This is a genomic window from Rhodococcus wratislaviensis (assembly GCF_900455735.1).
Classification (GTDB): Bacteria; Actinomycetota; Actinomycetes; order Mycobacteriales; family Mycobacteriaceae; genus Rhodococcus_F; species Rhodococcus_F wratislaviensis.
This window is the reverse complement of the sequence record NZ_UAUI01000001.1, coordinates 294,141-316,040: the sequence shown is the minus strand read 5'-3', so window position 1 is coordinate 316,040 and position 21,900 is coordinate 294,141. Positions and strand designations below refer to the sequence as shown.

Here is a 21,900-nt window from a genome sequence, read left to right as displayed (position 1 = left end):
TGTATACAGATGCAGACATAGTTGTGCAGATGTTCGTAGGCTCCTCCGCGTCAGCACAAGGAGTAGCCATGAATATCGACTCAGCACGCCGAGCTCTCAGCCGGAAAACAGGAACTGTCGGATCGGGCGTCGTCGGAGATGTCTGAGACGCAACTTGCCGCACCACACATCACGCGGCCGGAGCCGGCGAGGGAGGATCGTCGTCGGCCGCGCGGTGCCGGCGCGCGGCACCGACTTCAACCGTCATTGTTGCTGCCATGGGTGGTGCCCGTCCTCGTCATCCTCGGCTGGCAGTGGGCGTCCTCGACCGGGGCGATCTCACCCTCCATCCTGCCTCCGCCCAGCAAGGTCCTCGCCACGGCAGACCAGCTGTGGACCGCCGGAGAACTGCAGAAGCACCTGACGGTCAGCCTGCGCCGAATCCTGATCGGGTTCTCCCTCGGAGCGTCGATCGGACTCCTGCTCGGCTTCGTCGTCGGACTCTCGCGGATCGCCGAGGGACTGGTGGACCGCACCCTGCAGATGTTGCGTGCGCTTCCGCACCTCGCCCTGGTCCCGCTTCTGATCGCGGCGTTCGGTATCGGTGAGCTCCCGAAAGTCGTGCTCGTCACGCTGGGTGTGATCTTTCCGGTGTACCTCAACACGGTCGCGGGAATTCGTACGGTCGATCCGAAACTCGTTCAGCTCGGCGAGTCCTATGGGCTGGGTCGAGGCGCCCGAATCCGCGACATCATCGTTCCCGGAGCCATGCCGATGATTCTCACGGGCATCCGCTATGCACTCGGCGTCGCCTGGTTGACGCTGGTGATCGCCGAGACGATCGCCACCAGCGAGGGCATCGGATTCCTCGCTCAGAACGGCCGGGACATGCTGCGTAATGACCGCATCGTTCTCGCAATCCTGCTGTACGCCGTCGCCGGACTGCTCGCCGACCAGATCACCAGGCTGATCGAGGCCCGGGTCCTGCGCTGGAATCCCCACTATCAGGGAGGGAATCGCTGATGCCTGCCACCAACCTCGTCGGCCTCGATCTGATCGGCATCGGGCACCGATACCGTGACAAGACAGTTCTCCACGATCTCGACCTGACCGTCGCGCCCGGTGAGTTCGTCTCGTTCCTCGGCCCCAGCGGGGTCGGCAAGTCCACGCTTCTGCGGATCATCGCCGGGCTCGAACAACCGACGCACGGCGCCGTCGAATCCAGCGGCAGCACCTCCGGTGGCACGATGTCGCGGATGATGTTCCAGGAGGACCGTCTGCTTCCGTGGCGGAACGTCCTGGACAACGTGCAGCTCGGAACTCGGAGTCAACGCGAACGCGCCCTCGAGTTGCTGCGTGATGTAGGTCTGTCGGGGCGTGAGAGAGACTGGCCGTCAGAGCTTTCCGGAGGGCAGCGTCAACGGGTTGCGCTCGCCCGGGCGTTGCTGCATCGGCCTCATGTCCTCTTGCTCGACGAACCGTTCGGCGCCCTGGACGCGATCACCCGCGTGGCGATGCAGCAACTTCTCGAACGCGTCCTGGCCGAGCAGCCGAGGACGGTTCTGCTCGTGACCCACGACGTGGAAGAGGCGCTCGTGCTCTCCGACCGCGTGCTGCTCCTCACCGAACAGGGCATCACCCGTGATCTCAGGATCCCGCACGCCCGACCACGACACCGCGGAGACGCCCAACTCGCGGCCTGGAAGGAGGAGTTGCTCGACGGACTCCTCCAAGCAGACGACGCGCTCTCTTATCCCTAGTCCCACCTCCTGGTCCCATCGAAAGGCCCTCACCTCATGTCACCCCGCGTCACTTCACAACTCCGCGCCCTCGATCGGCGAGGATTCCTCAGGGCCGCCGGCGCCGGAGTCCTGGGTCTTTCCGCCCTCTCGCTGACCGGCTGCGGTGCGTCGGCATCCGGCGCGGCGGGTGGCCCGCTGACCGAGGTGCGTTACGCATTGATCGGCGACGGGAAGGCTGAGCCCGGCACGATCCTGCGCAACAACCTGGGCGGATTCGACCTCGCCACGGATCTAGGGGTCCCCGTCCAGTGGCCGTCCGGTTTCCCGGCTTCACTCCCGGTGATGGAGGCCGTCAAATCGGGAAGTGTCGACTTCTCCTTCGCCACTGCCACTGCGGTGATCTACGCCATCGGTGGTGGTGTGCCGATCGTTCCGCTGGTTGCATATCCACTTCCCGCCAACGAGGTCGACATCCTGGTTCCGCAGGGATCGGACATCAAGTCGGGTGCAGATCTGCGCGGACGCAAAGTCGCGGATCATCGCGGCACCACCGGCACGTACAGTTTGGTGAAGTATCTGGAGTCGGTCGGCCTCACACTCGACGACATCGAGTACGTCAATCTTCCCGCCGCAGATGCGGAGGCCGCCTTCGCGGAGGGCAAGGTCGACGCGTGGATCAGCTGGCAGCCCACCATCGAGTTGGCCAAGCGCAAACACAACGCGGTCGCACTTCCCGACGTGAAGACGTACGACTACGCCTTCTTCGTCGCGAGTGAGGACTTCGCATTCAACCATCCGGATGCCGCGGCCACACTGGTTCGGAACGTGCGCGATGCGCAACGCTGGATCGACGGCAACCCCGAGGTCGCGGTCTCCGCGTTCGCCGAACTGGGTGGATTCGGGAACAGTGATCTCGAGGAGCAGGTGTATCTCGACCTTGTGAAGGCGAGACGCCTGTCCTATTCCGGCGCAGGTGAATTCACTGCGCTGGATGCGGCCGCGATCAACGGAACCCAGGACCTCGCGGACAACTTCCACGACCTCGGTGTGTACCCGGACCGGGTCGACGTCACCACCTGGTTGCAGGATTCGCGTTTCGACTCGATCAAGTCAGTCATTACTCAGGCTCTCGCGAAGTAGGTATCATCACACATGTCTTCCTCCCGTATGCATCTGGCCGCCTTCGTTACCGCGGGCCCGGGTCGGCCCGGCGGCTGGCGGTACCCGGGGTCGGTACCCGGCTGGCTCAGCGCCGGCTACTACCAGAACATCGCTCGCACGCTCGAAGACGCTCGTTTCGATCTCGCGTTCTTCGCGGACATCCTCTCCGTGCCCGACCGCTTCGGCGGCAGCCCCGACACCCAGCTACGCAACGGTGCACTCGGTTCGATGCGCCTCGACCCGCTCCACGTGCTGTCGTCGATGGGTGCGGTCACTTCGCATCTCGGCCTCGCCGCCACGGTCTCCACCACGTACGCGCAACCGTTCACCGTCGCGCGATCCTTCGCCACCCTGGACCACCTGACCGAGGGACGTGCGGCCTGGAATGTGGTGACCTCCTTCCAGGAGTCGGAAGCGCGAAACTTCAACCGGGACGAACAGTTTCCCCGTGAACAGCGATACGAGCGGGCAGACGAGTTCCTCGAGGTCGCGGGAAAGCTCTGGGACAGCTGGGAGGACGACGCTCTCGTCCTCGATGCCGAACAGCCCCTGTTCGCCGACCCGGATCGAGTGCACCCGATCCGTCACAAGGGCGACTGGTTCACCGTGCAGGGGCCGCTGAACGTCCCCAGGCCTCCACAGGGCTACCCCGTGGTGATCCAGGCCGGTGCGTCCGCCAAGGGCAAGGACTTCGCAGCACGGTGGTCCGACGTGATCTTCTGCAGCCACGCGTCACTCGAGTCCGCGCAGGACTTCTACAAGGAGATCAAGGAACGGGCTGCCGCTCACGGCCGCGACCCCGAGGCTGTGAAGATCCTCCCGTCCATCGCGCCCGTCGTCGGGGCCACGACGGCGATCGCGCAGCAGACATTCGAAGAACTCTTCGACCTCGTACCGCCCCTCGGTGGATTGTCCACACTTGCCTACCACTTGGACGTGGACCTGTCGACGTTCCCACTGGACGAGCGACTCCCCGACGTCGAGGTTCCCGGCGTCGAAGGCCACTACCAGGAGGTCAGGGAGATGACCGAGCGGGAGGGGCTGACCCTGCGTGAGCTCGGGAAGCGCTACGGCGGTCGCGTGGAAGGTGGATTCATCGGCACTGCAACAGAAGTCGCCGACGGGCTCGAGGAATGGTTCGGGCGGGGGGCCTGCGACGGATTCATGGTGCAGGCTCCGTACCAGCCGGGAGGATTCGAGGACTTCACCCGCCACGTGGTTCCCGAGTTGCAGAAGCGAGGACTGTTCCGCAAGGACTACGAGGGGAGCACCCTGCGCGAGAACCTCGGGCTACCCCGAGTGCAGAGCGGGGAGTGGGCCAACCGGGTGCGTCGAGCCGCCGAGGCCGCACGGTGAGCTCCGGCGTCGCGGAAGTGTCCGGGCACACGGTATCCGGGGCGCCGGGACGATTCATCCTCGATGCCCGCGAGAACCACCTCGTCTCGGATTCACGGTTCGGCCCGGCCGAGGCCATTCAGGCCGGCGAACTGCTCCTGGCAGCGATCGTTTCGTGCGCAATGGCGAACATTCAGTCCAACGCCGAGGCCGACGACATCCGCGTCGACAACATCGAGGTACACGCGTCCCATCGACGGGGTACGACCGACCCGACTCGCTACGACTTCACTGAAGTGCGCATCGAGATTCACGGGGTGGACCAGCCGACGGCCGACTCACTGGCGGCGAAGTTCGCGGCGTCCTGCCCGATCTACAACACCATCGGGCGGGGGAGTGGAATCGATTTGACCGTCATTGCCCACCCCTAGTCGAGGTCGCGAGTGGCGCAGATTCAGAGTGACGGGCGTGTGCGAGAGATCGCGGTGTCGATCACGGCGAAGATGTCGCGCTGTGGAACCGTGTCGCCCGCGGCCGTCTGGGCTGCTTCGATCAGATCATCGACGAGACTGTCGAACAGCAGTGCCGTGTGAGGGTCGGTCCGGTGGCCGGGACTGTCGAACGCGTGCAGCGCATCGACCGCGTCGCGGAACCGGCCGAGCCCCTCGGGGGCCTCGCTCACCGGCATCGTCTGCACGTTCATCGTGCTCAGCTCCGAACCATGCTGTTGGACAGCCGGGATTCGTTCAATGCTCGGCTGGCGGGATCGCAGCGGTACTGACCGGTGGTGGTGTGCCGGTAGCCCGGACCGTCCTTGGCGACGGTGTGCCCGCAGTAGCGGCATTCGTGACCGGACTGCCCGATGCGGATGGTTTCGATGGTGGGATACGTGTTGGTGCTCATTGCTCTCGTTCGTCGGTGTGGTCGGCGGTGTCTGTGAAAGTGGGGTTGAACGGCCGGGGCGGACTTCGCGGCGCCACTGCTGTCGGCGGCAGCGTCATGCGTATTCGGCGACAGGCTCGGCCGAACCGACGTGGGCGCGCTCCAGTGCCTCCCAGACGAGGTCGTAGCGCTTGAGGGTCATCTCGTCCGCGTTCGCGAGCAGGGCGTCGAGGAGGGAGTGCGGATCGTCCTGCCAGGAGTGCAGCGCCGCCGCGACGGTTCTGTTGGTGAACAGACCCGATTGAGAAAGGGCATGACTCCACTCGTCGAACAGACCGCTGTGGATGCGTTCGACGGCGTCGTGGTCGAAACCCTCGGCGACGAAGTCGCGCGCGAAGGTTGCCGTGACGTAGTCACCGCAGGTAATCGGTTCTGCATTCATCGGTGCGAGCACCCTCCGTCAGTGGCGGCGTCGGACCAACGGGCGACCCCGGTTCGTGAGTATGAGACAGGTCACATCATCGCCGACTGCGGGGAGATGGCGCATCGGCCGAATCACCGGGGGGTATACCTATCTTCTGGTCCCCGCGGCCCTCGTCCGGCGGGGACACGGGCCGTTCTGCCTGGTCACGGCCTCTCGCCTCGGAAGGAAGCTCCTATGACCGTCACGGACCTCGATGTCCTCCCCAACCTGCGCGACCTCGGCGGGCTTCCGCTCACCGAGGGGCGACGGACCCGGGCCGGGGTGCTCTACCGCAGCGCTCTGCCCGCGCCCGGCGATGCCCGACCGACCACGGTCGAGGAGTGGCCGGCCCGCACCGTCGTCGACCTGCGCAGTCCCAAGGAATTCGCGACCCGCGAGCATCCGCTGCGGTCTGAGAAGACCGCCGTGCACCGGATCTCGCTGCTGTCCGATGCCGAGGTCGCCGCGCCGAACCAGGGTGACCGGCTCGCCGACGTCTATCTCGGGATTCTGAACAATGCGGGGGAGCGTCTCGTGGACGTCCTGCAGGTGGCGGCCACCGCCCCCGGCCCGGTGTTGCTGCACTGCGCGGCAGGTAAGGACCGCACCGGGGTCGCGGTGGCGTTGCTGCTGCGCACGGCCGGAGTCGAGCCCGACGACATCGTCGCCGACTACGAATCGACCAACCAGCACATGGACGCCGTCGTGGCCCGCATTACCCGCTTCGCTCCCGAACTCGGCCGGGCGCATCCCAGCGACCGCGATCTGCGGGGTGCGGTCCCCGAAGCCATCGAGGGTGTCCTCGCCCGCTGGGACACCCACCCGGGTGGCATGCACGCGTGGCTGCGGTCGCACGGTGCCACCGACGAGACGATCCGGCTCTGGATCGCGCGTTTCACCGGGTGACCGACGGACCCGGGCGCACCGCCGTTCTTCCGCGGGACTCAGCGACTCACGGCGACTCTCGTCCGGTCGTCGTGCGGAGCGCCGGTGATTCTGCTGCAGCCGCCCTCGCGGCCGAGCAGTGTCCTGCCCAGCAGCACCAAGCCCCACGGGCCTATCACCCAGACCGGCCACGGGTAGATCATGACGCCGGTCGCGAGCGAGACGATGCCCCAGATCACGATGTTGATTCCTCCGGCGGCGAGCCAGGCGAGCCACTCGATCCGCTGGTGACCCGGGATGAGACGACGCGCGGGGCGGATCGTCGGTGCCGCGGGCCGCGCGGTGGCGACCGCGGAGGGTGCCGACGGAAGATCACGTAACACCTCATGCGCCTGCTGCTGGGTGGTCGACCGATACACCTGTGCCACCCGCTGGTCGAACTCGCCGATGGTCAGTCGCCCGGCGGTGAGGTGCCGCCCGAGTTCACCGACGACCTGTTCGCGTTCGGAATCGGATATTCGGATGTTGTCCGCGTACTGCATCGGACCCTCCTCGGCGATGACATTCCACTATGGAATGTCGCTACTACCATGATCGATATGCCACAGTGGAATGTCAACCCCCGACTGCGCGAAGGACCGTGCCATGGCCGAACGCCCCCTCAATGCCACTGCGGCATCGCTCCTCGGGTTCCTGCACGAGGGATCCAAAACGGGATGGGATCTGGTGGTGACCGCGCAGGAACGCATCGGCAAGTTCTGGTCGATCACGACCAGCCAGGTGTATCGGGAACTCGCCGCGATGGAGCGTGCCGGGTTGATCGAGGCAGGGGAACGGGGCGCCCGAGAGCGCAAGCCCTACACGCTCACCGAGGATGGTCGCCAGGCGTTCGCGGAGTGGATCGAGCGCGACCCCGGCCCGGAGAACATTCGCTATCCGATGCTGCTCACCGTCGCGTTCGGCGCGCACCTTGCGCCCGAGCGGTTGGCCGCGATGCTGGACTCACACCGCGCAGCGCACGAGCGTCAGCTCGCCGAATACGAGCGTGACGCCGCAGCGCACGGTTCCAACCGATTCGCGCTGGCCACACTCGACTTCGGGATCGTGTACGAACGTGCGGTACTCGAATGGTTCGATCGTGTCGGGAACCGTCTGGGTCAGGGGCAGACAGGTCTCTGAGGACTGTCAGCCGATCACACCGTCTTCGGCACCGACAGTCGTCGGCAGGTCCACCAGTTGCGGCGCACCGGCTTCGTTGCAGATCACGGTGACGAACGCCGGAAACACTATTCGCCACGAGCCGCCGACAGGAGACAACGCGCTCGCGGCGAATTCGGCCCATTCCTCGGGCAGCAACGTCACGGGTTCTTCCTGCAGCCATTGCGGCGTGGGAATCCGGCGGTTCTGCACCTCGGCGGGATCGACGATGAACCGCACGTCGGTGGCGGTACCGGTTCCGACGTTGCGGAGCCGGAATCGGTCGACGGGTCCACGGATGCGCTGGACGTCGAACTCGACGTGCTGCGGCTGTGGGAATGCTCGCTGCGCGGCTTCGGCGATCCGGGTCAACGCGGCGACTTGGTCGAGCGCCGCGTCCAGCGCGGCCTCGGCCTCGTGTCTGGCCTGTTCGGCGAGGGTTGCCTTCCGCCACGCTGCGGCAGTGGTGGCAGCGAACAGCACCGCCGCCGCCGCGCTGACCCACGATGCGGTTCTCATGCGCGGAAACTTACCCGAACGCATTTCGGGGAGGCTCGCTGGTGACGTCTCCATGAGCGGTGAGGCGCCGGGCGATGGTCAGGGGTTGACGGAGAGGAACACGTAAGCAGCCAGCAGCACCAAGTGGACGCCGCCTTGGAGGCGGGTGGCACGCCCGGGGACCACCGTCAGCATGCCCACCACCACGGTGATGGCGAGTAGCACGACCTGAGTGGGACCGAGTCCGAGCAGAAGTGGGCCGTCCAGCCAGATCGAGGCGACGGCAATGGCCGGGATGGTCAAACCGATGCTGGCCATCGCCGATCCCAGGGCCAGATTCAAGCTGATCTGGATCCGGTTTCTCTGCGCCGCTCGCACCGCGGCGAGGGTTTCCGGCAGAAGCACGAGCAGCGCGATGACTACGCCGACGATGGATTGTGGCAATCCGGCGTCCTCGACCGCGTCCTCGATCGCAGGGGACTCGACCTTCGCCAATCCCACGACGGCGCACAACGCCAGTACCAGCAGGGCGAGGCTCAATCCCGCCATCCTGCCTGTCGGGGGTGCGGCGTTCCGGCCATCGGCGTCCACCGGTTCATCGGCGATGACGGGCAGGAAGAAGTGTCGATGTGGTCCGGTCTGGGTGAGGACGAACATCCCGTACAGAACCAGCGAGGCCACTGCGGCGAATATCAATTGTGCCGAAGAAAATTCGGGACCGGGCCGACTCGTGGTGAAGGTCGGCAGCACCAGGCTCAAGGTGGCCAGTGACGCCACCGTCGCCAGTGCGGCGCCGGTACCCTCCGCGTTGAACAGCGCGACCCCGTATCTTCGCGAGCCGACGAACAGCGACAACCCCATGATGCCGTTGACTGTGAGCATCACCGCCGCGAACACCGTGTCGCGGGCAAGCGAGGCCGTCGCCGGGCCACCCGAGATCATCAACGTCACGATCAATCCGACCTCGATGACGGTGACGGCGACAGCGAGAATCAACGATCCGAACGGCTCGCCGACCCTGTGTGCAACCACTTCGGCGTGATGAACAGCAGCCAGCACTGCACCGACCAGCACCACCGCAACGACGAGCGCCAGAACCGTGCCGATGTCTCGGCCCCAGGTCACGCCCAACACCGCAACGGAGACCGGTGGTATCAGCAGCGGCCACTCCGCAGTGACCGACCGCCACCCGAACGCCATGATTAGACCTTGCCAGTTCGGTCCGCTGACGTGCACGGCAATGCCGAGTTTCAGCCGCCCAGCACCGCGGACAGTCTGGGCAGTTCGCGAAGCGGATTCGTTCGTTCGATCTCCACGCGATCCGCTGCCGAGAATGTCTCGCTCAACTCTGGCTGAGGGTCACCGGACTCGAGGAGCGTGACCTGGCTGAACGGCCAGTCCGAGCCGAAGACGACGTGGTCCTTCGATGTCACTGCCAGGACACTGGTCATCGACGGTGGAGCGGGACTCAGTGCGGTGTCGTAGAAGAATCGATCGACGCGGTTCTTCACGTCCAGAACCGACAGCCGTTGCACGCCCGCGGGCCAGAGGTCTGCGATCGGAGTCTGCGCGGCGAGACCGATGCGGTGCGACAGGAACGGCAATGTGCCGCCGGCATGCGCGAGCTGGAAGCGAATGTTCGGGAAACGTGTCAGCGTTTCGGTCGCGATCATCAACGTCGCCGCACGAGTGGTGTCGAAGGTGAACTCCTCGACGAAATCCGGTATCGGCGACTCCGGTTTCGCATCCCCGGGAATGGATGCGGGGTGGACGAACACGTAGGCGCCGCGGGCGTTCAGGACTGCCATCAACGGATCGAAGCGCGGATCGCCGAGATAGATTCCGTCGTACGCGGACAGCAACACGACACCGTCGAGGTGCAATGTGTCCAAAGCATATTCGGCTTCGGCGATCGACGCGGCGACGTCGGGCATGGGCAGCACCGCGAACGCACCGAATCGTGTGGGGTGCTGTTGGAACAGATTCGCGGCATAGGTGTTGCAGTAGCGGGCCAGGTCGTTGGCTTCCCTGCCGCGTAGGAAAGAAACCCCCGGATCGGAGACGGACAGTGCTTGGGCGCCGATGCCGTATCGGTCCATGAAGTCGAGTGCCGCTTCTGGTGACCAGGTGGGTGTCGGGTATCCGCCGATGGCGACGTACCCGTGCGACAACAGCGCGGACCGATACTCGGGTGGCAGAAAATGCGCATGCAGATCGATGCGGTAGTTACCAGCGGGCAGTTGGGCATCCACCGCTGGCGCCGCGGAGGCTGTTCGCCCCACTGCCACAGCGGCGGTCGCACCGAGAAGCCCTCGCCGCGTCATCGTCGCACCGTTGTTGTTGTTCACTGAGCTCCTTGTGTCGTGTCGCCACACCGTTGACGGATTCCCTCGAAAGGATCCGGAGGACTACTGGTAGTCGGGTATTCCGTTCCCGCTGAGGGCGGGGACGGTCTCTTCTGCCACGCCGGCCCAGTGAACGGCGGCCTTGAACTGTGCCAGCTTGTCGATCACGGTCTGCCCCGAGCGTGAGTGGCCCCAGATGCTGATGCCCTGATGCGTTGCGGGCTCCCACGTGTTCTCATCGATGACGAGGGGATTCCAGCCGACCTCCCATTCGAACCCCGACGGGGTCTGGGCGTAATACGAGAGTTCACGGTCGTTCGTGTGCTGACCGACACCGAGGGCCATCCCGAAGCCCAGTTTCTTCACCCGCTCGAATGACTGGATCATGTCGTCGAGCTCGGCCACCTGAATGTTGAGATGCTGGATTCGCGTGCGGATCGGGTTGATCTTCATGCCCCGGACGTTCGCGATCGCGATCGAATGGTGTCGTTCGTTGACCCGCAGGAATCGAATCTCGAGCGTCAGACCGCTGATGGTCTCGTCGATGTAGTCCGTCAGGCGAGCATCGAAGACGGTGTCGTAGTAGCCGCGCAGCTTGTACGGCTCCTTCGATGTGATCGCCACGTGTCCCATGCCACCGGCACCGGTGACGAAGGCGTGATTCTTCATCACGAGAGGCGTCGCACTGATCAGTGCTCGGGTGAAGATCTCCTGGATGATCCCTTTGGGGCCCGGAAAACGCAGCAGCCGTTCCACTCCGCGAAGCGCGGCTTCGTCGGCAGTGCCCTCATCGATGGGGACTCCGTTCGCGACGACCCTCGCCACGATGCGATCGAACGTCTCGTGGTCGTCGATCTGCCAGCCGATGGCGGTGACGTCCTCGGCGGGGCCGTACTGCAGCAGGAAGCGGCACTCGTGGTCGTCCATGCGGAATCGGATGCGTCCGGTGTCCAAGTCGTCGACGTGCATGCCGATCGCTTCGGCCCCGAAGCGTCTCCAGTCGGCGAACTTGCGGGTCTCGATGACGATGTACCCGAGTTGGACGTTGCCGAAGACGGACGGGCCGACGACTGCATCGTCGGCGGCCGTGTCTTCACTGTTCAGCGTGTGTGTGCTCATCTGGTGTCCTCAGGCCGACAGGAAGGTGCGGGTGACGTCGTTGAAGAACTCGGCACGTTCCCACTGGACCCAGTGGCCGGCGCTCGAGACCTGCAGCAGGTCGCAGTTCGGCATGGTGTCGGCGAGCATGCGGCCGCCGGACGGTCTGTTCACCTTGTCTGCGGCGCCCCACACCACGAGGGTCGGGGTCTGCAGCGACGACAGTCGCTTGTCGCGGGTGAAGTCCATGCGCCACAGGGTCTCGAGCGCATTGCGGCCGGACGGGCGTCGCAAAGGTGGGTCGGCGACCACAGCAGGGTCGATGCTGGACTGGAAACGCTGATCTATCACCGCGTTGGGAACGGCGGCGCCGTCGAATACCAGGTAGTCGCGGATGAACGTCTCGAGCTTGCCCCGCGACGGTCCGTCCCCGCCGTAATAGGCCAGCAGCGATCTGAGGCCGGGCGTCGGCAAGCCGCGGGTGGTACCGATACCGCCGGGTCCCATGAGCACCATGCGGCCGACGCGGCCCGGGGTGTCCAGCGCGAGCCGCAACGCGCACGCACCGCCGTAGGAGTTGCCGAGCAGATGGGCCTTGTCGACACCGATGTCGTCGAGCAGGTCGCGGATCGCATCGGCGAGGTAGCCGAACGGATCGCTCTGATCGACGCCTTTCGTCGACCGCCCGTATCCCGGCAGATCGGGAACGATGACGCGGAACGACGAGGCGAGTGCGTCGATGTTGCGCGAGTAGTTCGACACGCCGGACGCGCCCGGTCCGCCGCCGTGGAGGAGCACCACGACCGGACCCTCTCCGGTCTCGGCGTAGAAGATGTCCTTACCGCCGACGTGCACTGTCTTCTCGGTCATGGTCGAGGTGGTCACTTGGTCCTCCGAGGTAGGTGGTCGAATTTGTCGATCGTCGGGACGGTCACGGGGGATACGTGCAGATCGAGGCCCTGTGGCGCGCGAGCGAGACCGGTGTCGGGTCCGCCTGCCGCGTAGACGAATCCGTCGGGTCGAATCGCGAGCACGGTGGCGCTCTTGCCGCGGATCCAGTCGATGAGGACATCGTCGGCGTCGACGATCGCCCCTTCTCGCGCGTACGCCCCGGCCGGCAGGATGTCGAGCACGGGGACACCGGCCGCCGTCCAGGAGGCGGTGCCCTCCGAGCTTCCAGCCCGAAGGATTGCCCACTGTCCAGCGAGGACGTCGTCGAGCCGTTCCCGCTCGCCTTTCTCGTCCAGGACCCACGGTTGCGGAATTTGATGGCCGATGGCGCGAGTGCCGCCGCGACCGGGCAGCCTGGTTGTCGGCGACGTTGCGAGAAACCCCTCGGGGTAGAACGCTGCCGGGATCCAGCGACTGTCACGGAGCCAGTTGTTCACTGCCGGCACCTTGGTTGCCAGTCGCAGACCGTGATTGCGCAGGGCAGAGATCGCAGGGCGGCGTTCGGTGATAATGTTGCCGGTCTTCACGGCTCTGCGAGTCACTTCGCGGACGTGCGGCATGCGTTCGATGTGGTAGGAATCGAGGACCGCCTCGGGCAACGACCCGGTGACGACGGCTGCCAGCTTCCAACACAGGTTCGCCGCGTCGCGCACCCCCGCCGACATTCCCTGCCCGATCCAGGGTGGCATCACGTGTGCGGCGTCTCCTGCGAGAAATATCCGCCCGACGCGCCACCGGTCGGCGAACCGCACGTGGTGGCTGTAGACGACCGCGCGCAGGATCTCGACCTGGGTGTTCGTGATGCCCTGCTTTTCGAGGACCGCCCAGATGGCATCGTGGGCGACCAGTTCCTCCTCGTCGGCGCCGGTGGGAACCGGGTATTCCCAGCGGTGATGACCGAGGGGCGTGGGGCAGTCGACAGTGGGCTGGGCCGGGTCGCAGTGGAAACGTAACGAGTCGTGGCCCGGCCACTCCTGGAGCACCTTGGTGTCGATGACCACCCATCGGTCCTCGTAGGTTTGTCCTTCGAATCCGATGCCCAGCTGCCCGCGAGTCGGGCTCGACCCCCCGTCCGCCGCGATCACATACGAAGCCCGAACACGCGTGAACACGTCCGTCGTCAGGTCGGCGAGCATGAGCTGCACGCCGGTGCCGTCCTGGACCACCCGCAGGCACTCGTGTTCGAGTAGTAGCTCGACATTGGGGAACCGCTCGACACCGCTGCGAAGTGCCTTCTCCACGGCCGGCTGATAGATGAACTGCTGGGGCGGGTGCCCCGCGCCGCGCGATACCGGGGCTGTGCGGACGAACGGTTTACCGTGGGAATCGACGAAGTTGACTGGCTTACCCGGCAACATCTCAACGTTCAGGCGGTCGGCCAGGCCTACCTGTTGCCAAATCCGCAGCACTTCTTCGTCTGTGGAAATTGCTCTGGCGCGCCCGTAGATGTTCGGGTCACGCTCGATGACCAGAACGCGTAATCCGTTCATTCCCAATAGGTTCGCGGCGGTCACACCAGTAGGTCCGTAGCCGATGACGGCTACGTCGTATGTCGTGTCGGGCACTTCGAGGACCTCTCGCCGGGTGGAGTATCTCCACCGCTGCCACTCTTACTGTAGTGGTCACTACAATATGTATTGATCGCTACAGTAAGATGGGATACGTTGAGAGTCAAGACACAACCTGCGGAGGTTACGAATGCTCGAGGACCGGAAACCGCGACGTACACGTTCGAACGGCGAAGAATCGCGGCGCCGCATTCTGGACGCGGCTGTCGAGGTCGCCAGCGAACGTGGATACGACGGAACCTCGATCGCACTCGTCAGTGCCTCGTGCGGTTTGCCCGCCAGTTCGATCTACTGGCACTTCAAGGACAAGGACGATCTGATCGCGGCGGTGATCGAGCGTTCCTTCGCCAGTTGGCTCGAAGCGGTCACCCTGCCGGCCGAGGGGACGCCTCGTGAGCGCATTACGGCGATGTCGATCCACATCGCCAAGGCGCTGCTCGATTCTCCCGATTTCCTACGGCTCGGGCTGATGCTGGCACTCGAGCGTCGTCCGACCGAACCACGCGCCCGAACGATGTTCCTCGAAGTCCGCGACGAAGCCACCCGGCGAATAGCGGACACGGTCCGGGAGTTCGCACCCGAATTGGACGGCGCCTCCGTTCACCTGTTGACGACGTATGCCGTGGCATCGGCAGACGGTCTGTTCATCGCCAAGGAGATCGGCGGGGACACCGTGGACCTCCTCGCTCTGTTCGAACTGCACGCCTCGCTCGTCTTCGACGCACTCACCGGGCTTCGGGCCGGCAACCGGAAATCGACCCAGGAGCATTCGTGACCGCTCGCATCGACACCCACCGGCATTTGATGCCACCCGCCTATCGTCGGATGCTCGACGACCGCGGCCTCACCGCGGGGGTTGGCCACCCCGGACTGGTCACCGGCATCGGCGATCGACCTCATGGACCGCTCGGAAATCGCAACCGGGATCCTCTCCCTGAGTGCTCCCTGCCCGATATCGACGGGTCGGGGTCGAGATCGGACGGGTCTTCGACGAACTCAACGCAGATGGTGTGGTGTTGGTATCGAATGCCCAGGGAAAATGCCTCGGCCACAATGATTTCGAGCCGACCTGGGCGAAGTTGGACAGCCGCGCCGCAGTTCAACCCAGGCATCGCACCCGCGGACAGGTGGATAGCGCTGTGACACAGTAGAGTTACGAACGCTCGAGCTTGGTTGAATTGTTCATGGCATTTACCTCGATCGGCCGAAGACGAGTTGGAAGGCCGGGGCGTACCGCCGGGCCGAGAACTACCCAGCGGTCGCCCGTTCACTTGCCCTTCGAGCTGTTCAGTCCTCGGACCTGAGATCGAGCGCGATGTCGGTGATCATGTCTTCCTGTCCGCCGACGAGTCCGCGTGTGCCGACTTCGAGGAGAATGGTACGGACGTCGATGCCGTACTGCTTGGCGGCGGTTTCGGCGTGGCGGAGGAAGCTGGAGTAGACACCGGCGTAGCCCAGGGTGAGGGTTTCCCGGTCCACGCGCACGGGCCGGTCCTGGAGGGGGCGGACGAGGTCGTCGGCGGCGTCTTGGAGGGCGAACAGGTCGCAGTTGTGTTTCCAGTCCTGGAGGTTGGCGACGGCGACGAATGCCTCGAGTGGGCAGTTGCCGGCGCCGGCGCCGTGCCCGGCGAGGGATGCGTCGACGCGGGTGACGCCCTCCTCGACGGCGACGACGCTGTTGGCCACCGAGAGTGACAGGTTCTCGTGGGCGTGGATGCCGATCTGGGTGGCGGGGTCGAGGATGTTCCGGTAGGCGCGAACCCGGTCGCGGACCCCGTCCATGGTCAGGCGGCCACCGGAGTCGGTGACGTAGACGCAGTGCGCCCCATACGATTCCATCAACTTCGCCTGCTTGGCCAGGTCGTCGGCGGTGCTCATGTGACTCATCATCAAGAATCCGGAGACGTCCATGCCGAGCTCACGGGCCTTGGCGATGTGCTGGGCGGACACGTCCGCCTCGGTGCAGTGCGTCGCGATGCGGATGGAGCGGACACCGAGCTGGTAGGCGTGTTCGAGTTCGGCGATGGTGCCGATGCCTGGCAGCAGCAGCGTGGTCAGGGTGGCGTGGTTCAGGTTGTCGGCGGCAGCCTCGATCCATTCCCAGTCGGTGTTGCTGCCGGGGCCGTAGTTGAGGGAGCCGCCGGCCAGTCCGTCGCCGTGTGCGACCTCGATGGCGTCGACACCGGCCGCGTCGAGAGCGGCGACGATGCGGCCGACGTCGGTGGGGGTGATGCGGTGCCGGACGGCGTGCATGCCGTCGCGGAGGGTGACGTCTTGGATGTAGAGCTGGGTGTCGGTCACTGGTGTGCCTCCGCGGGGATTGTGGTCTGGATGCGCCGGGCGATGGACTCGGCGGTGCGCAGGGCCGCGGAGGTCATGATGTCGAGGTTGCCGGCATAGGCGGGCAGGTAGTGCGCGGCGCCCTCGACTTCGAGGAAGATCGACACCTTGGTGGTGACCGGGCCGCCGCCGGCGGGCAGCAGGGTGTGCACGGGTTCGCCGTCGGGGATCGGGGTGAACTGGACGTCCTGCTTGAGCCGGTAGCCGGGGACGTACTCGGCGACCCGGGCGGCCATCTCCGCGACGGAGCCGCGGATCGCGTCGTGGTCGGCGTTGCCGATCAGCGCGAGGACGGTGTCGCGCATCAGCAGGGGTGGTTCGGCGGGGTTGAGGATGATGACGGCCTTGCCGCGGGCGGCGCCGCCGACCTGTTCGACGGCGTGCGAGGTGGTTTCGGTGAACTCGTCGATGTTCGCGCGGGTGCCGGGTCCGGCGGATTTGGAGGCGATGGACGCGACGATCTCGGCGTAGGCGACGGGGGTGATCCGGGAGATGGCGGCGACCATGGGGATGGTGGCCTGGCCGCCGCAGGTGACCATGTTGACGTTGTCGACGCCGGAGTCGAGGTGCTCGTCGAGGTTGACCGGGGGCACGACGAACGGGCCGATCGCGGCGGGGGTGAGGTCGACGAGCTTCTTGCCGTAGGGGGCCAGCGCTGCGGCGTTGGCCTGATGGGCCTTGGCGGAGGTGGCGTCGAAGACGATGTCGATGTCGTCGAAGCCGTCGAGGGCGATGAGGCCGTGCACGCCGTCGGCGGTGGTGGGCACGTTCAGGCGGGCGGCGCGGGCGAGGCCGTCTGAGGTCGGGTCGATGCCGACCATCGCGCCCATCTCGAGGCTGTCGGAGTTGCGCAGGACCTTGATCATCAGGTCGGTGCCGATGTTGCCGGATCCGATGATCGCGACTTTGATCTTGTGGGTGTGTGTCATGCGTTGTCCTTCGAGAAGGTGGCGGTCACGGTGCCGAGGGTGGACAGTTCGGCGCGGATGACCGTTCCGGGTGGAGTGGGGACCATCGGGCCGAGGGCACCGGAGAGGATGACCTGCCCGGCGCGCAGGGGGTGGCCGTAGTCGCGGGCGGTGCGGGCGAGCCAGGCGAGGGCTTGGAGGGGGTCGCCGAGGCAGGCGGCGCCGGTGCCCTCGGACACCAATTCCTCGCCGGAGAACAGGCGCATGGATACCTCGCGGGGTTCGAATTCGTCGAGGGTGAGCCAGCTTTCGCCGAGGACGTACAAGCCGGAGGAGCCGTTGTCGGCGACGGTGTCGGTGATGGTGATGTCCCAGTCGGCGATGCGGGAATCGACGATTTCGAGGGCTGCTGCGGCGCGGGCGACGGCGGCGCGCACCTGGGCGAGGCCGAGGTCGCCGTCGACGAGGTCGGCACCGAGTTCGAAGGCGATTTCGGCCTCGGCCTTCGGTTGCAGCAACCGGCCGCTCGGGACCTCGGGTAGGCCGGTGACGTCCATGTCGGCGAACAGCACACCGAAATCCGGTTGGTCCACTCCGAGTTGCTGTTGCACGGCGGGGGAGGTCAGGCCAATCTTCCGTCCGGTGATGGTGCCGCCGGCGGCGACGCGGAGGTCGGTCAACCGCTGCTGGACGGCGTAGGCGGCGTCGATATCGGTGACTCCCAGTAGATCTCGCACGGGTGCGCACGGACCCGCGGTTGCGGCCGCAAGTCGGTCGGCTGCGGCCACGATCGACGAATTCGACAGGGCTTTGGACGTGGTGGTTGGCATCGATGACCTCACGGTGTGCTGATTCGAGATGGATGTTGGGTGCGTTGTTGCTTGTACTGTGCCGGGCCGGATGGTGATACTCAACGAATGAGTCCCGTAGAACGGAACACTGTGGAACGGGGTGACGAGCCGACATCGGTGGTCCGGCGAATGTCGGATCTGCTCGCCGCGTTCGGTCCCACCGACACGGCGCTGGGCGTCAACGAGTTGACCCGGCGGACCGGGATACCGAAGGCGACGGTGTCGCGGCTGGTGAAGGAGATGGAAGGCGTCGGGTTTCTCGAACGCCGGGGTGTCAAGGTGGGGCTGGGCCTTCGGCTGTTCGAGCTAGGCGAGCGGGCCTCTCGTCGCCGGTCGGTCCGCGAGGTGGCGCTGCCGTTCCTCGCCGACCTGCGGGAGGCGACACGGCAGACGGTGCATCTGGCGATCCTCGACGGCGCCGAGGTGGTCTACGTCGAGATCCTGCCGGGGCGGGACGCACCGTGGCTGCCGTCCGGCGTGGGTGGTCGTCTCCCCGCGCACGCCACCGGGGTGGGCAAGGCCCTGCTCGCGGGAGCATCGCCTCAGGTGATCGGCGACGTGCTGGCAGCCGGCTTGGTCCGGGTCGGTCCACGCACCATCACCGCGCCCGGGCCGCTGGTGCGGCAGTTGCGGCGGATCGCTTCGAGCGGCATCGCCTACGAGCACGAGGAGTCGGCGCCGGGCGTCGCATGCGTTGCCAGCGCCGTTCGCGTCGACGACGGTCCGCCGGTGGCGGCCGTCTCCGCGTCCGGGTGGATCGGTAAGGTCGACATCCGACGAGTCGGTCCCGCTGTGCATACGACCGCCCTGAGCATTACCCGTGCACTCACCGAGGGTGGTGATCGAGACCGTCGAGCATGAAGCGCCGATCCTGACCCTCGCAGAGATGACGCGACGGCTATGTCCGGGCCGACTGGGCTCGGGTGAGTGCGGCCTGGGTCGCGGCCTCGACTGTCAGGACGATGAAGTCGCGTCGGCGCGAGTCCCGGTCGCGACCACGCGGAAGGGGTGTCGAGAACAGCCGGTCTGCGGTCTGGAGAGCTACCCATCCGTCGACGAGCGTGATGACAGTGATGAGCAGTTCCTGTGCATCGCTCTCGGACAGTTCGGGGACCGCTTCCCGTGCGCTGGCGACTAACGCTCGAGCGTGCTTCTGTCGTGATGCTTCCGCGACAGGTGCCTCGAGCTCGAGTCCTTCCCAGAACAGCAGCCGCGTGAAAGTGGGGTGCTCGCGTTGGTAGTCGAATCGGCGACCGGCATAGTCTGCGATGGCGGGGACCCCGTGACCGGAGAGTTCGACAGCGGCCAGCGTGGTTGCCAGTTCGTGTTCGAGTACCGCGCTGAAGAACGCCTCCTTCTTGCCGAAGTACTGGTAGATGCGCTCTTTGTTCACTCCTGCTGTGTCGGCGATCCGATCGACACGGGCGCCGGCCAGGCCGAACGAACTGAATTCGGTAACTCCGGCCTGGATGAGGAGCTTCTTGGTTCGTTCGGTATCCCACGCCACGGCTGCATCCTACGACAGACTCCAACTGTTTGGTTGCAATCTGCCGCCTCGGGCTCTACGGTCAAAGTGCAACTGAATAGTTGGAGTTTTGGGAAGGGTTGCCTCAGGATGGAATCTCTCGTTCTCGCATCCGCGGTGGTGGAACATCTCGCTCCGACGACTACGAGGTACCGGCCTGTACGGGTGAACCGGCTTGCTCGGGATCTCGTGCCGGCGCCGCCTCCGTCCATCCACGTGCGGGTGGTCGCCACCTGGGTGTCGATATTCCCGCTCGTCACGTTGGGCATGACCGTTATGGCCTTGTCGGGCCCGATCACGGCCGCCTGGCCGACGTGGCTGCGGGCCCTGTCGCTCACCGGTGTAGTCGTTCCCACCGCGGTGTATCTCGTCGTACCGCGTGTGCTTGCCGTGTCCGTCCGGTGGATGAGCTGGCGGCGCGGGCGGTCGGCAGCTGCCGAGCCCGGTGAACGCCTGTAGCGGCGCGCGCGGAGGCTCTCACTCGCACCGCCGGCTCCATGGCCTAAGGGGTGACAATTCGTGTCGGGGGAGCGAGGTATGTTCTGGTTGCGACGAAAGAGGTCGCCACTCACACTCACGCATCCGAGGCATTCCGGCTCGGGTGGATACGAGGTGCAACCGCGCCTCGTATCTCGGGGGAGTGGCGACCTTTCTCGGCTCGCCACCCCTTGGCTACACGTTCCGCACTGGGCAATTCCGCCGTGCCGCGTCAGGCCGGCTCTGCTGCGATCCGCCCCGATTTCACCGCGGCGACCAGCGTTGCGTGGTCGGCTTCGGTCTGATCGGCGTAGCTGACGGCATACCGTCCGATCACCTCGTCGAGGTCCGTGTCGCTGGCGAAGTACCCGGCGAGCGCCCGCGGATCGAGCGAGCGGGTGTGTGCACGCGCGAGCAGGGCGCCGGCGAGCCGGCCGTAGTCGTCGAGATGGTCTTGCTCCAGACCGGTTGGATCGATGTCCCCTTTGAGGTTTCGGAACTGCCGCACGATGTAAGGGAGGCCGTCGATGGTCGTCCAACCCAGCAGAATGTCTGATTCCGCCTGCACCAGCCGGGCGCCGTGCACGATCCGCTTGCCCTCGTGTTTCGGCTCGTCGACAGGTAGATACGCCGATAGTGCGGACGGCCGGGCCTGCTTCAGTTGAAGTACGAGCACCTCGTCCCGATTACCGTGCAGCAGGGCGATATAGCTGCGCAGACCCACGCTGCCGGTTCCGACGATCCGGAACGCGACGTCGGACACGGCGAATCGGGTGATCAGATTCCTGCGAGACTCGCGCAGTGACTCGACATACCGTTCCAGACCATCGGTCACGGCATCGGCGGTGGCGCGATCGACGTGGGTGAGGATCGGCGGGTCGTCGATGAACCGTCGTCGGCGGATCCCGGTATCGTGATCTTCGAGGTGGGCGGTCCATTTCTCCGCCACCTTCTCGCTCGTATTACGTCGTGCTTTCTGCGCAGCCTTGTCGAAGTCGTCGAGCAGCGCGTCGGCCTTTGCCCGCTCGAGCACCGATTTGTCCGGCAACGCATTCCAGGACTGAAGGAATGGCAGTTCGGCGAGATCGCGGATGGTGCGTCGATACGATTTGACGGCGTCTTCGGCGGCCTCGATGCAGCCGCTTTCGGACACACCGCCCTCGCGTCCGGCGAGGACCAGGCTTGCTGCGAGGCGCTTGAGATCCCATTCCCACGGGCCGGGGACTGTCTCGTCGAAATCATTGATGTCCATGACGATCTGACCGTCCGGCGTCCCATACAGGCCGAAGTTGGCAGCATGGGCGTCACCGCACAGCTGCGCTGTCAATCCGGTAACCGGCGAGGTGGCGAGGTCGGCCGCCATCAGGCCGGCGGCGCCGCGGAAGAAGGCGAACGGGGAGGCGATCATCCGGCCGATTCGCAGCGGGATCAGATTTGCCAGCCGTCCCTGATTGCTGGTCTCGACGAATTCGAGCACATCCGGCCGTCCTGCGCCGGCCGCGGCGCTCTCGTGCGCACTCGACGGCACGGTGGCCCGCAACGCGTCGCCACGCGCGAAGACATCGTCCGCCTCGATCTGGGTTCGCAGGTCGACGGCTCGCGCTCGATTCTTCGTCACCACGGCGACACTATCCCAGGGCCTCGCGGCTATCCGCTCGTCGGCGCCATCCCGTCGCGCGCGTCTGCCGTCGGTAC

25 protein-coding genes are annotated in these 21,900 nt (G+C 65.7%); 10 read left to right on the top strand and 15 right to left on the bottom strand.

Annotated features, from left to right (window positions below):
- Positions 1–246: 246 nt before the first annotated feature.
- From DTA22_RS01450 to DTA22_RS01430, 5 genes are read left to right on the top strand one after another with little or no spacing between them, the layout of a single operon-like run.
- Positions 247–1,002 carry an ABC transporter permease subunit gene (locus tag DTA22_RS01450; protein WP_245973251.1) on the top strand — a complete coding sequence of 252 codons (756 nt, stop codon included), beginning with the start codon at positions 247–249 and terminating at the stop codon, positions 1,000–1,002.
- Complete coding sequence (locus DTA22_RS01445) at positions 1,002–1,739, top strand: ABC transporter ATP-binding protein (RefSeq protein ID WP_112298291.1); 738 nt, start codon at positions 1,002–1,004, stop codon at positions 1,737–1,739. Before DTA22_RS01450 ends, DTA22_RS01445 begins: the two co-directional genes overlap by 1 nt.
- 36 nt (positions 1,740–1,775) lie before the next feature.
- A complete protein-coding gene (locus tag DTA22_RS01440) occupies positions 1,776–2,861 on the top strand; it encodes an NrtA/SsuA/CpmA family ABC transporter substrate-binding protein (protein WP_037233956.1) in 1,086 nt (361 codons plus the stop codon).
- 12 nt (positions 2,862–2,873) lie between these two features.
- Complete coding sequence (locus tag DTA22_RS01435; RefSeq protein ID WP_112298290.1) at positions 2,874–4,238, top strand: LLM class flavin-dependent oxidoreductase; 1,365 nt, start codon at positions 2,874–2,876, stop codon at positions 4,236–4,238.
- The gene (locus tag DTA22_RS01430; protein WP_112298289.1) at positions 4,235–4,648 is read left to right on the top strand and encodes an OsmC family protein; all 414 of its coding nucleotides are present in this window, start codon (positions 4,235–4,237) and stop codon (positions 4,646–4,648) included. The genes DTA22_RS01435 and DTA22_RS01430 overlap by 4 nt, the downstream gene beginning before the upstream one ends.
- A 23-nt stretch (positions 4,649–4,671) precedes the next feature.
- On the opposite strand, the gene DTA22_RS01425 is transcribed toward DTA22_RS01430, so the two are convergent.
- The 3 genes from DTA22_RS01425 to DTA22_RS01415 form a co-directional block, all read right to left on the bottom strand.
- A complete protein-coding gene (locus tag DTA22_RS01425; RefSeq protein ID WP_037233947.1) occupies positions 4,672–4,920 on the bottom strand; it encodes a hypothetical protein in 249 nt (82 codons plus the stop codon).
- Positions 4,921–4,925: 5 nt separating this feature from the next.
- Entirely contained in the window at positions 4,926–5,120 is a 195-nt protein-coding gene (locus tag DTA22_RS01420) for a hypothetical protein (protein WP_037233944.1), read from the bottom strand.
- A gap of 94 nt (positions 5,121–5,214) precedes the next feature.
- Positions 5,215–5,541, bottom strand: a complete 327-nt coding sequence (locus tag DTA22_RS01415; RefSeq protein ID WP_112298288.1) for a hypothetical protein — start codon at positions 5,539–5,541, stop codon at positions 5,215–5,217.
- 216 nt (positions 5,542–5,757) lie between these two features.
- Here DTA22_RS01415 and DTA22_RS01410 point away from each other — a divergent pair, with 216 nt between their 5' ends.
- Positions 5,758–6,468 carry a tyrosine-protein phosphatase gene (locus DTA22_RS01410; protein ID WP_112298287.1) on the top strand — a complete coding sequence of 237 codons (711 nt, stop codon included), beginning with the start codon at positions 5,758–5,760 and terminating at the stop codon, positions 6,466–6,468.
- 38 nt (positions 6,469–6,506) lie between these two features.
- Here DTA22_RS01410 and DTA22_RS01405 read toward each other — a convergent pair whose 3' ends face one another.
- A complete protein-coding gene (locus DTA22_RS01405) occupies positions 6,507–6,989 on the bottom strand; it encodes a DUF1707 SHOCT-like domain-containing protein (protein WP_112298286.1) in 483 nt (160 codons plus the stop codon).
- Between the two features lie 103 nt (positions 6,990–7,092).
- Here DTA22_RS01405 and DTA22_RS01400 point away from each other — a divergent pair, with 103 nt between their 5' ends.
- Entirely contained in the window at positions 7,093–7,626 is a 534-nt protein-coding gene (locus DTA22_RS01400) for a PadR family transcriptional regulator (protein WP_112298838.1), read from the top strand.
- Between the two features lie 6 nt (positions 7,627–7,632).
- Here the strand turns inward: DTA22_RS01400 and DTA22_RS01395 are convergent, their stop codons facing one another.
- From DTA22_RS01395 to DTA22_RS01370, 6 genes are all read right to left on the bottom strand, one after another.
- Positions 7,633–8,163 carry a hypothetical protein gene (locus DTA22_RS01395; protein ID WP_245973252.1) on the bottom strand — a complete coding sequence of 177 codons (531 nt, stop codon included), beginning with the start codon at positions 8,161–8,163 and terminating at the stop codon, positions 7,633–7,635.
- Between the two features lie 78 nt (positions 8,164–8,241).
- The gene (locus tag DTA22_RS01390; RefSeq protein ID WP_112298284.1) at positions 8,242–9,342 is read right to left on the bottom strand and encodes a calcium:cation antiporter; all 1,101 of its coding nucleotides are present in this window, start codon (positions 9,340–9,342) and stop codon (positions 8,242–8,244) included.
- Positions 9,343–9,392: 50 nt separating this feature from the next.
- On the bottom strand, positions 9,393–10,490 hold the full coding sequence (locus tag DTA22_RS01385) for an amidohydrolase family protein (RefSeq protein WP_245973253.1): 1,098 nt from the start codon (positions 10,488–10,490) through the stop codon (positions 9,393–9,395).
- A gap of 60 nt (positions 10,491–10,550) precedes the next feature.
- Positions 10,551–11,606: a VOC family protein gene (locus DTA22_RS01380; RefSeq protein ID WP_112298283.1), complete on the bottom strand. Its 1,056-nt coding sequence runs from the start codon at positions 11,604–11,606 to the stop codon at positions 10,551–10,553.
- A 9-nt stretch (positions 11,607–11,615) separates the two neighbouring features.
- Positions 11,616–12,470, bottom strand: coding sequence for an alpha/beta fold hydrolase (locus DTA22_RS01375; RefSeq protein ID WP_112298282.1), 855 nt, complete (start codon positions 12,468–12,470; stop codon positions 11,616–11,618).
- The gene (locus tag DTA22_RS01370) at positions 12,467–14,101 is read right to left on the bottom strand and encodes a bifunctional 3-(3-hydroxy-phenyl)propionate/3-hydroxycinnamic acid hydroxylase (RefSeq protein ID WP_112298281.1); all 1,635 of its coding nucleotides are present in this window, start codon (positions 14,099–14,101) and stop codon (positions 12,467–12,469) included. Before DTA22_RS01370 ends, DTA22_RS01375 begins: the two co-directional genes overlap by 4 nt.
- A 133-nt stretch (positions 14,102–14,234) precedes the next feature.
- On the opposite strand from DTA22_RS01370, the gene DTA22_RS01365 reads away from it, so the two are divergent.
- Complete coding sequence (locus DTA22_RS01365) at positions 14,235–14,879, top strand: TetR/AcrR family transcriptional regulator (RefSeq protein WP_112298280.1); 645 nt, start codon at positions 14,235–14,237, stop codon at positions 14,877–14,879.
- Between the two features lie 512 nt (positions 14,880–15,391).
- Here the strand turns inward: DTA22_RS01365 and dmpG are convergent.
- The 3 genes from dmpG to DTA22_RS01350 are packed head-to-tail and all read right to left on the bottom strand — an operon-like array spanning position 15,392 to position 18,182.
- Positions 15,392–16,405 (bottom strand): 4-hydroxy-2-oxovalerate aldolase, encoded by a 1,014-nt coding sequence (gene dmpG, locus DTA22_RS01360; protein ID WP_112298279.1) that lies wholly within the window; start codon positions 16,403–16,405, stop codon positions 15,392–15,394.
- A complete protein-coding gene (locus tag DTA22_RS01355; protein ID WP_112298278.1) occupies positions 16,402–17,373 on the bottom strand; it encodes an acetaldehyde dehydrogenase (acetylating) in 972 nt (323 codons plus the stop codon). Before DTA22_RS01355 ends, dmpG begins: the two co-directional genes overlap by 4 nt.
- Positions 17,370–18,182, bottom strand: coding sequence for a 2-keto-4-pentenoate hydratase (locus tag DTA22_RS01350; protein ID WP_112298277.1), 813 nt, complete (start codon positions 18,180–18,182; stop codon positions 17,370–17,372). The genes DTA22_RS01355 and DTA22_RS01350 overlap by 4 nt, the downstream gene beginning before the upstream one ends.
- 87 nt (positions 18,183–18,269) lie before the next feature.
- Here DTA22_RS01350 and DTA22_RS01345 point away from each other — a divergent pair, with 87 nt between their 5' ends.
- Positions 18,270–19,064, top strand: coding sequence for an IclR family transcriptional regulator (locus tag DTA22_RS01345; protein WP_112298276.1), 795 nt, complete (start codon positions 18,270–18,272; stop codon positions 19,062–19,064).
- A 37-nt stretch (positions 19,065–19,101) separates the two neighbouring features.
- Here the strand turns inward: DTA22_RS01345 and DTA22_RS01340 are convergent, their stop codons facing one another.
- A complete protein-coding gene (locus tag DTA22_RS01340) occupies positions 19,102–19,710 on the bottom strand; it encodes a TetR/AcrR family transcriptional regulator (RefSeq protein ID WP_112298275.1) in 609 nt (202 codons plus the stop codon).
- 183 nt (positions 19,711–19,893) lie between these two features.
- Between DTA22_RS01340 and DTA22_RS01335 the strand changes: the two genes are divergently transcribed.
- The gene (locus DTA22_RS01335) at positions 19,894–20,187 is read left to right on the top strand and encodes a hypothetical protein (protein ID WP_255309369.1); all 294 of its coding nucleotides are present in this window, start codon (positions 19,894–19,896) and stop codon (positions 20,185–20,187) included.
- Positions 20,188–20,437: 250 nt separating this feature from the next.
- On the opposite strand, the gene DTA22_RS01330 is transcribed toward DTA22_RS01335, so the two are convergent.
- Positions 20,438–21,823 carry a DUF2252 domain-containing protein gene (locus DTA22_RS01330; protein WP_112298836.1) on the bottom strand — a complete coding sequence of 462 codons (1,386 nt, stop codon included), beginning with the start codon at positions 21,821–21,823 and terminating at the stop codon, positions 20,438–20,440.
- Between the last annotated feature and the right edge of the window lie 77 nt (positions 21,824–21,900).

What these genes read in the sequence shown, in the direction of transcription:
- DTA22_RS01445 (WP_112298291.1), top strand. Translation starts at nt 1,002, where the DNA reads ATGCCTGCCACCAACCTCGTCGGCCTCGATCTGATCGGCATCGGGCAC.
- DTA22_RS01440 (WP_037233956.1), top strand. Translation starts at nt 1,776, where the DNA reads ATGTCACCCCGCGTCACTTCACAACTCCGCGCCCTCGATCGGCGAGGA.
- DTA22_RS01435 (WP_112298290.1), top strand. Translation starts at nt 2,874, where the DNA reads ATGTCTTCCTCCCGTATGCATCTGGCCGCCTTCGTTACCGCGGGCCCG.
- DTA22_RS01425 (WP_037233947.1), bottom strand. Translation starts at nt 4,920, where the DNA reads ATGAACGTGCAGACGATGCCGGTGAGCGAGGCCCCCGAGGGGCTCGGC.
- DTA22_RS01420 (WP_037233944.1), bottom strand. Translation starts at nt 5,120, where the DNA reads ATGAGCACCAACACGTATCCCACCATCGAAACCATCCGCATCGGGCAG.
- DTA22_RS01415 (WP_112298288.1), bottom strand. Translation starts at nt 5,541, where the DNA reads ATGAATGCAGAACCGATTACCTGCGGTGACTACGTCACGGCAACCTTC.
- DTA22_RS01410 (WP_112298287.1), top strand. Translation starts at nt 5,758, where the DNA reads ATGACCGTCACGGACCTCGATGTCCTCCCCAACCTGCGCGACCTCGGC.
- DTA22_RS01405 (WP_112298286.1), bottom strand. Translation starts at nt 6,989, where the DNA reads ATGCAGTACGCGGACAACATCCGAATATCCGATTCCGAACGCGAACAG.
- DTA22_RS01400 (WP_112298838.1), top strand. Translation starts at nt 7,093, where the DNA reads ATGGCCGAACGCCCCCTCAATGCCACTGCGGCATCGCTCCTCGGGTTC.
- DTA22_RS01395 (WP_245973252.1), bottom strand. Translation starts at nt 8,163, where the DNA reads ATGAGAACCGCATCGTGGGTCAGCGCGGCGGCGGCGGTGCTGTTCGCT.
- DTA22_RS01390 (WP_112298284.1), bottom strand. Translation starts at nt 9,342, where the DNA reads ATGGCGTTCGGGTGGCGGTCGGTCACTGCGGAGTGGCCGCTGCTGATA.
- DTA22_RS01380 (WP_112298283.1), bottom strand. Translation starts at nt 11,606, where the DNA reads ATGAGCACACACACGCTGAACAGTGAAGACACGGCCGCCGACGATGCA.
- DTA22_RS01365 (WP_112298280.1), top strand. Translation starts at nt 14,235, where the DNA reads ATGCTCGAGGACCGGAAACCGCGACGTACACGTTCGAACGGCGAAGAA.
- DTA22_RS01355 (WP_112298278.1), bottom strand. Translation starts at nt 17,373, where the DNA reads ATGACACACACCCACAAGATCAAAGTCGCGATCATCGGATCCGGCAAC.
- DTA22_RS01350 (WP_112298277.1), bottom strand. Translation starts at nt 18,182, where the DNA reads ATGCCAACCACCACGTCCAAAGCCCTGTCGAATTCGTCGATCGTGGCC.
- DTA22_RS01345 (WP_112298276.1), top strand. Translation starts at nt 18,270, where the DNA reads ATGAGTCCCGTAGAACGGAACACTGTGGAACGGGGTGACGAGCCGACA.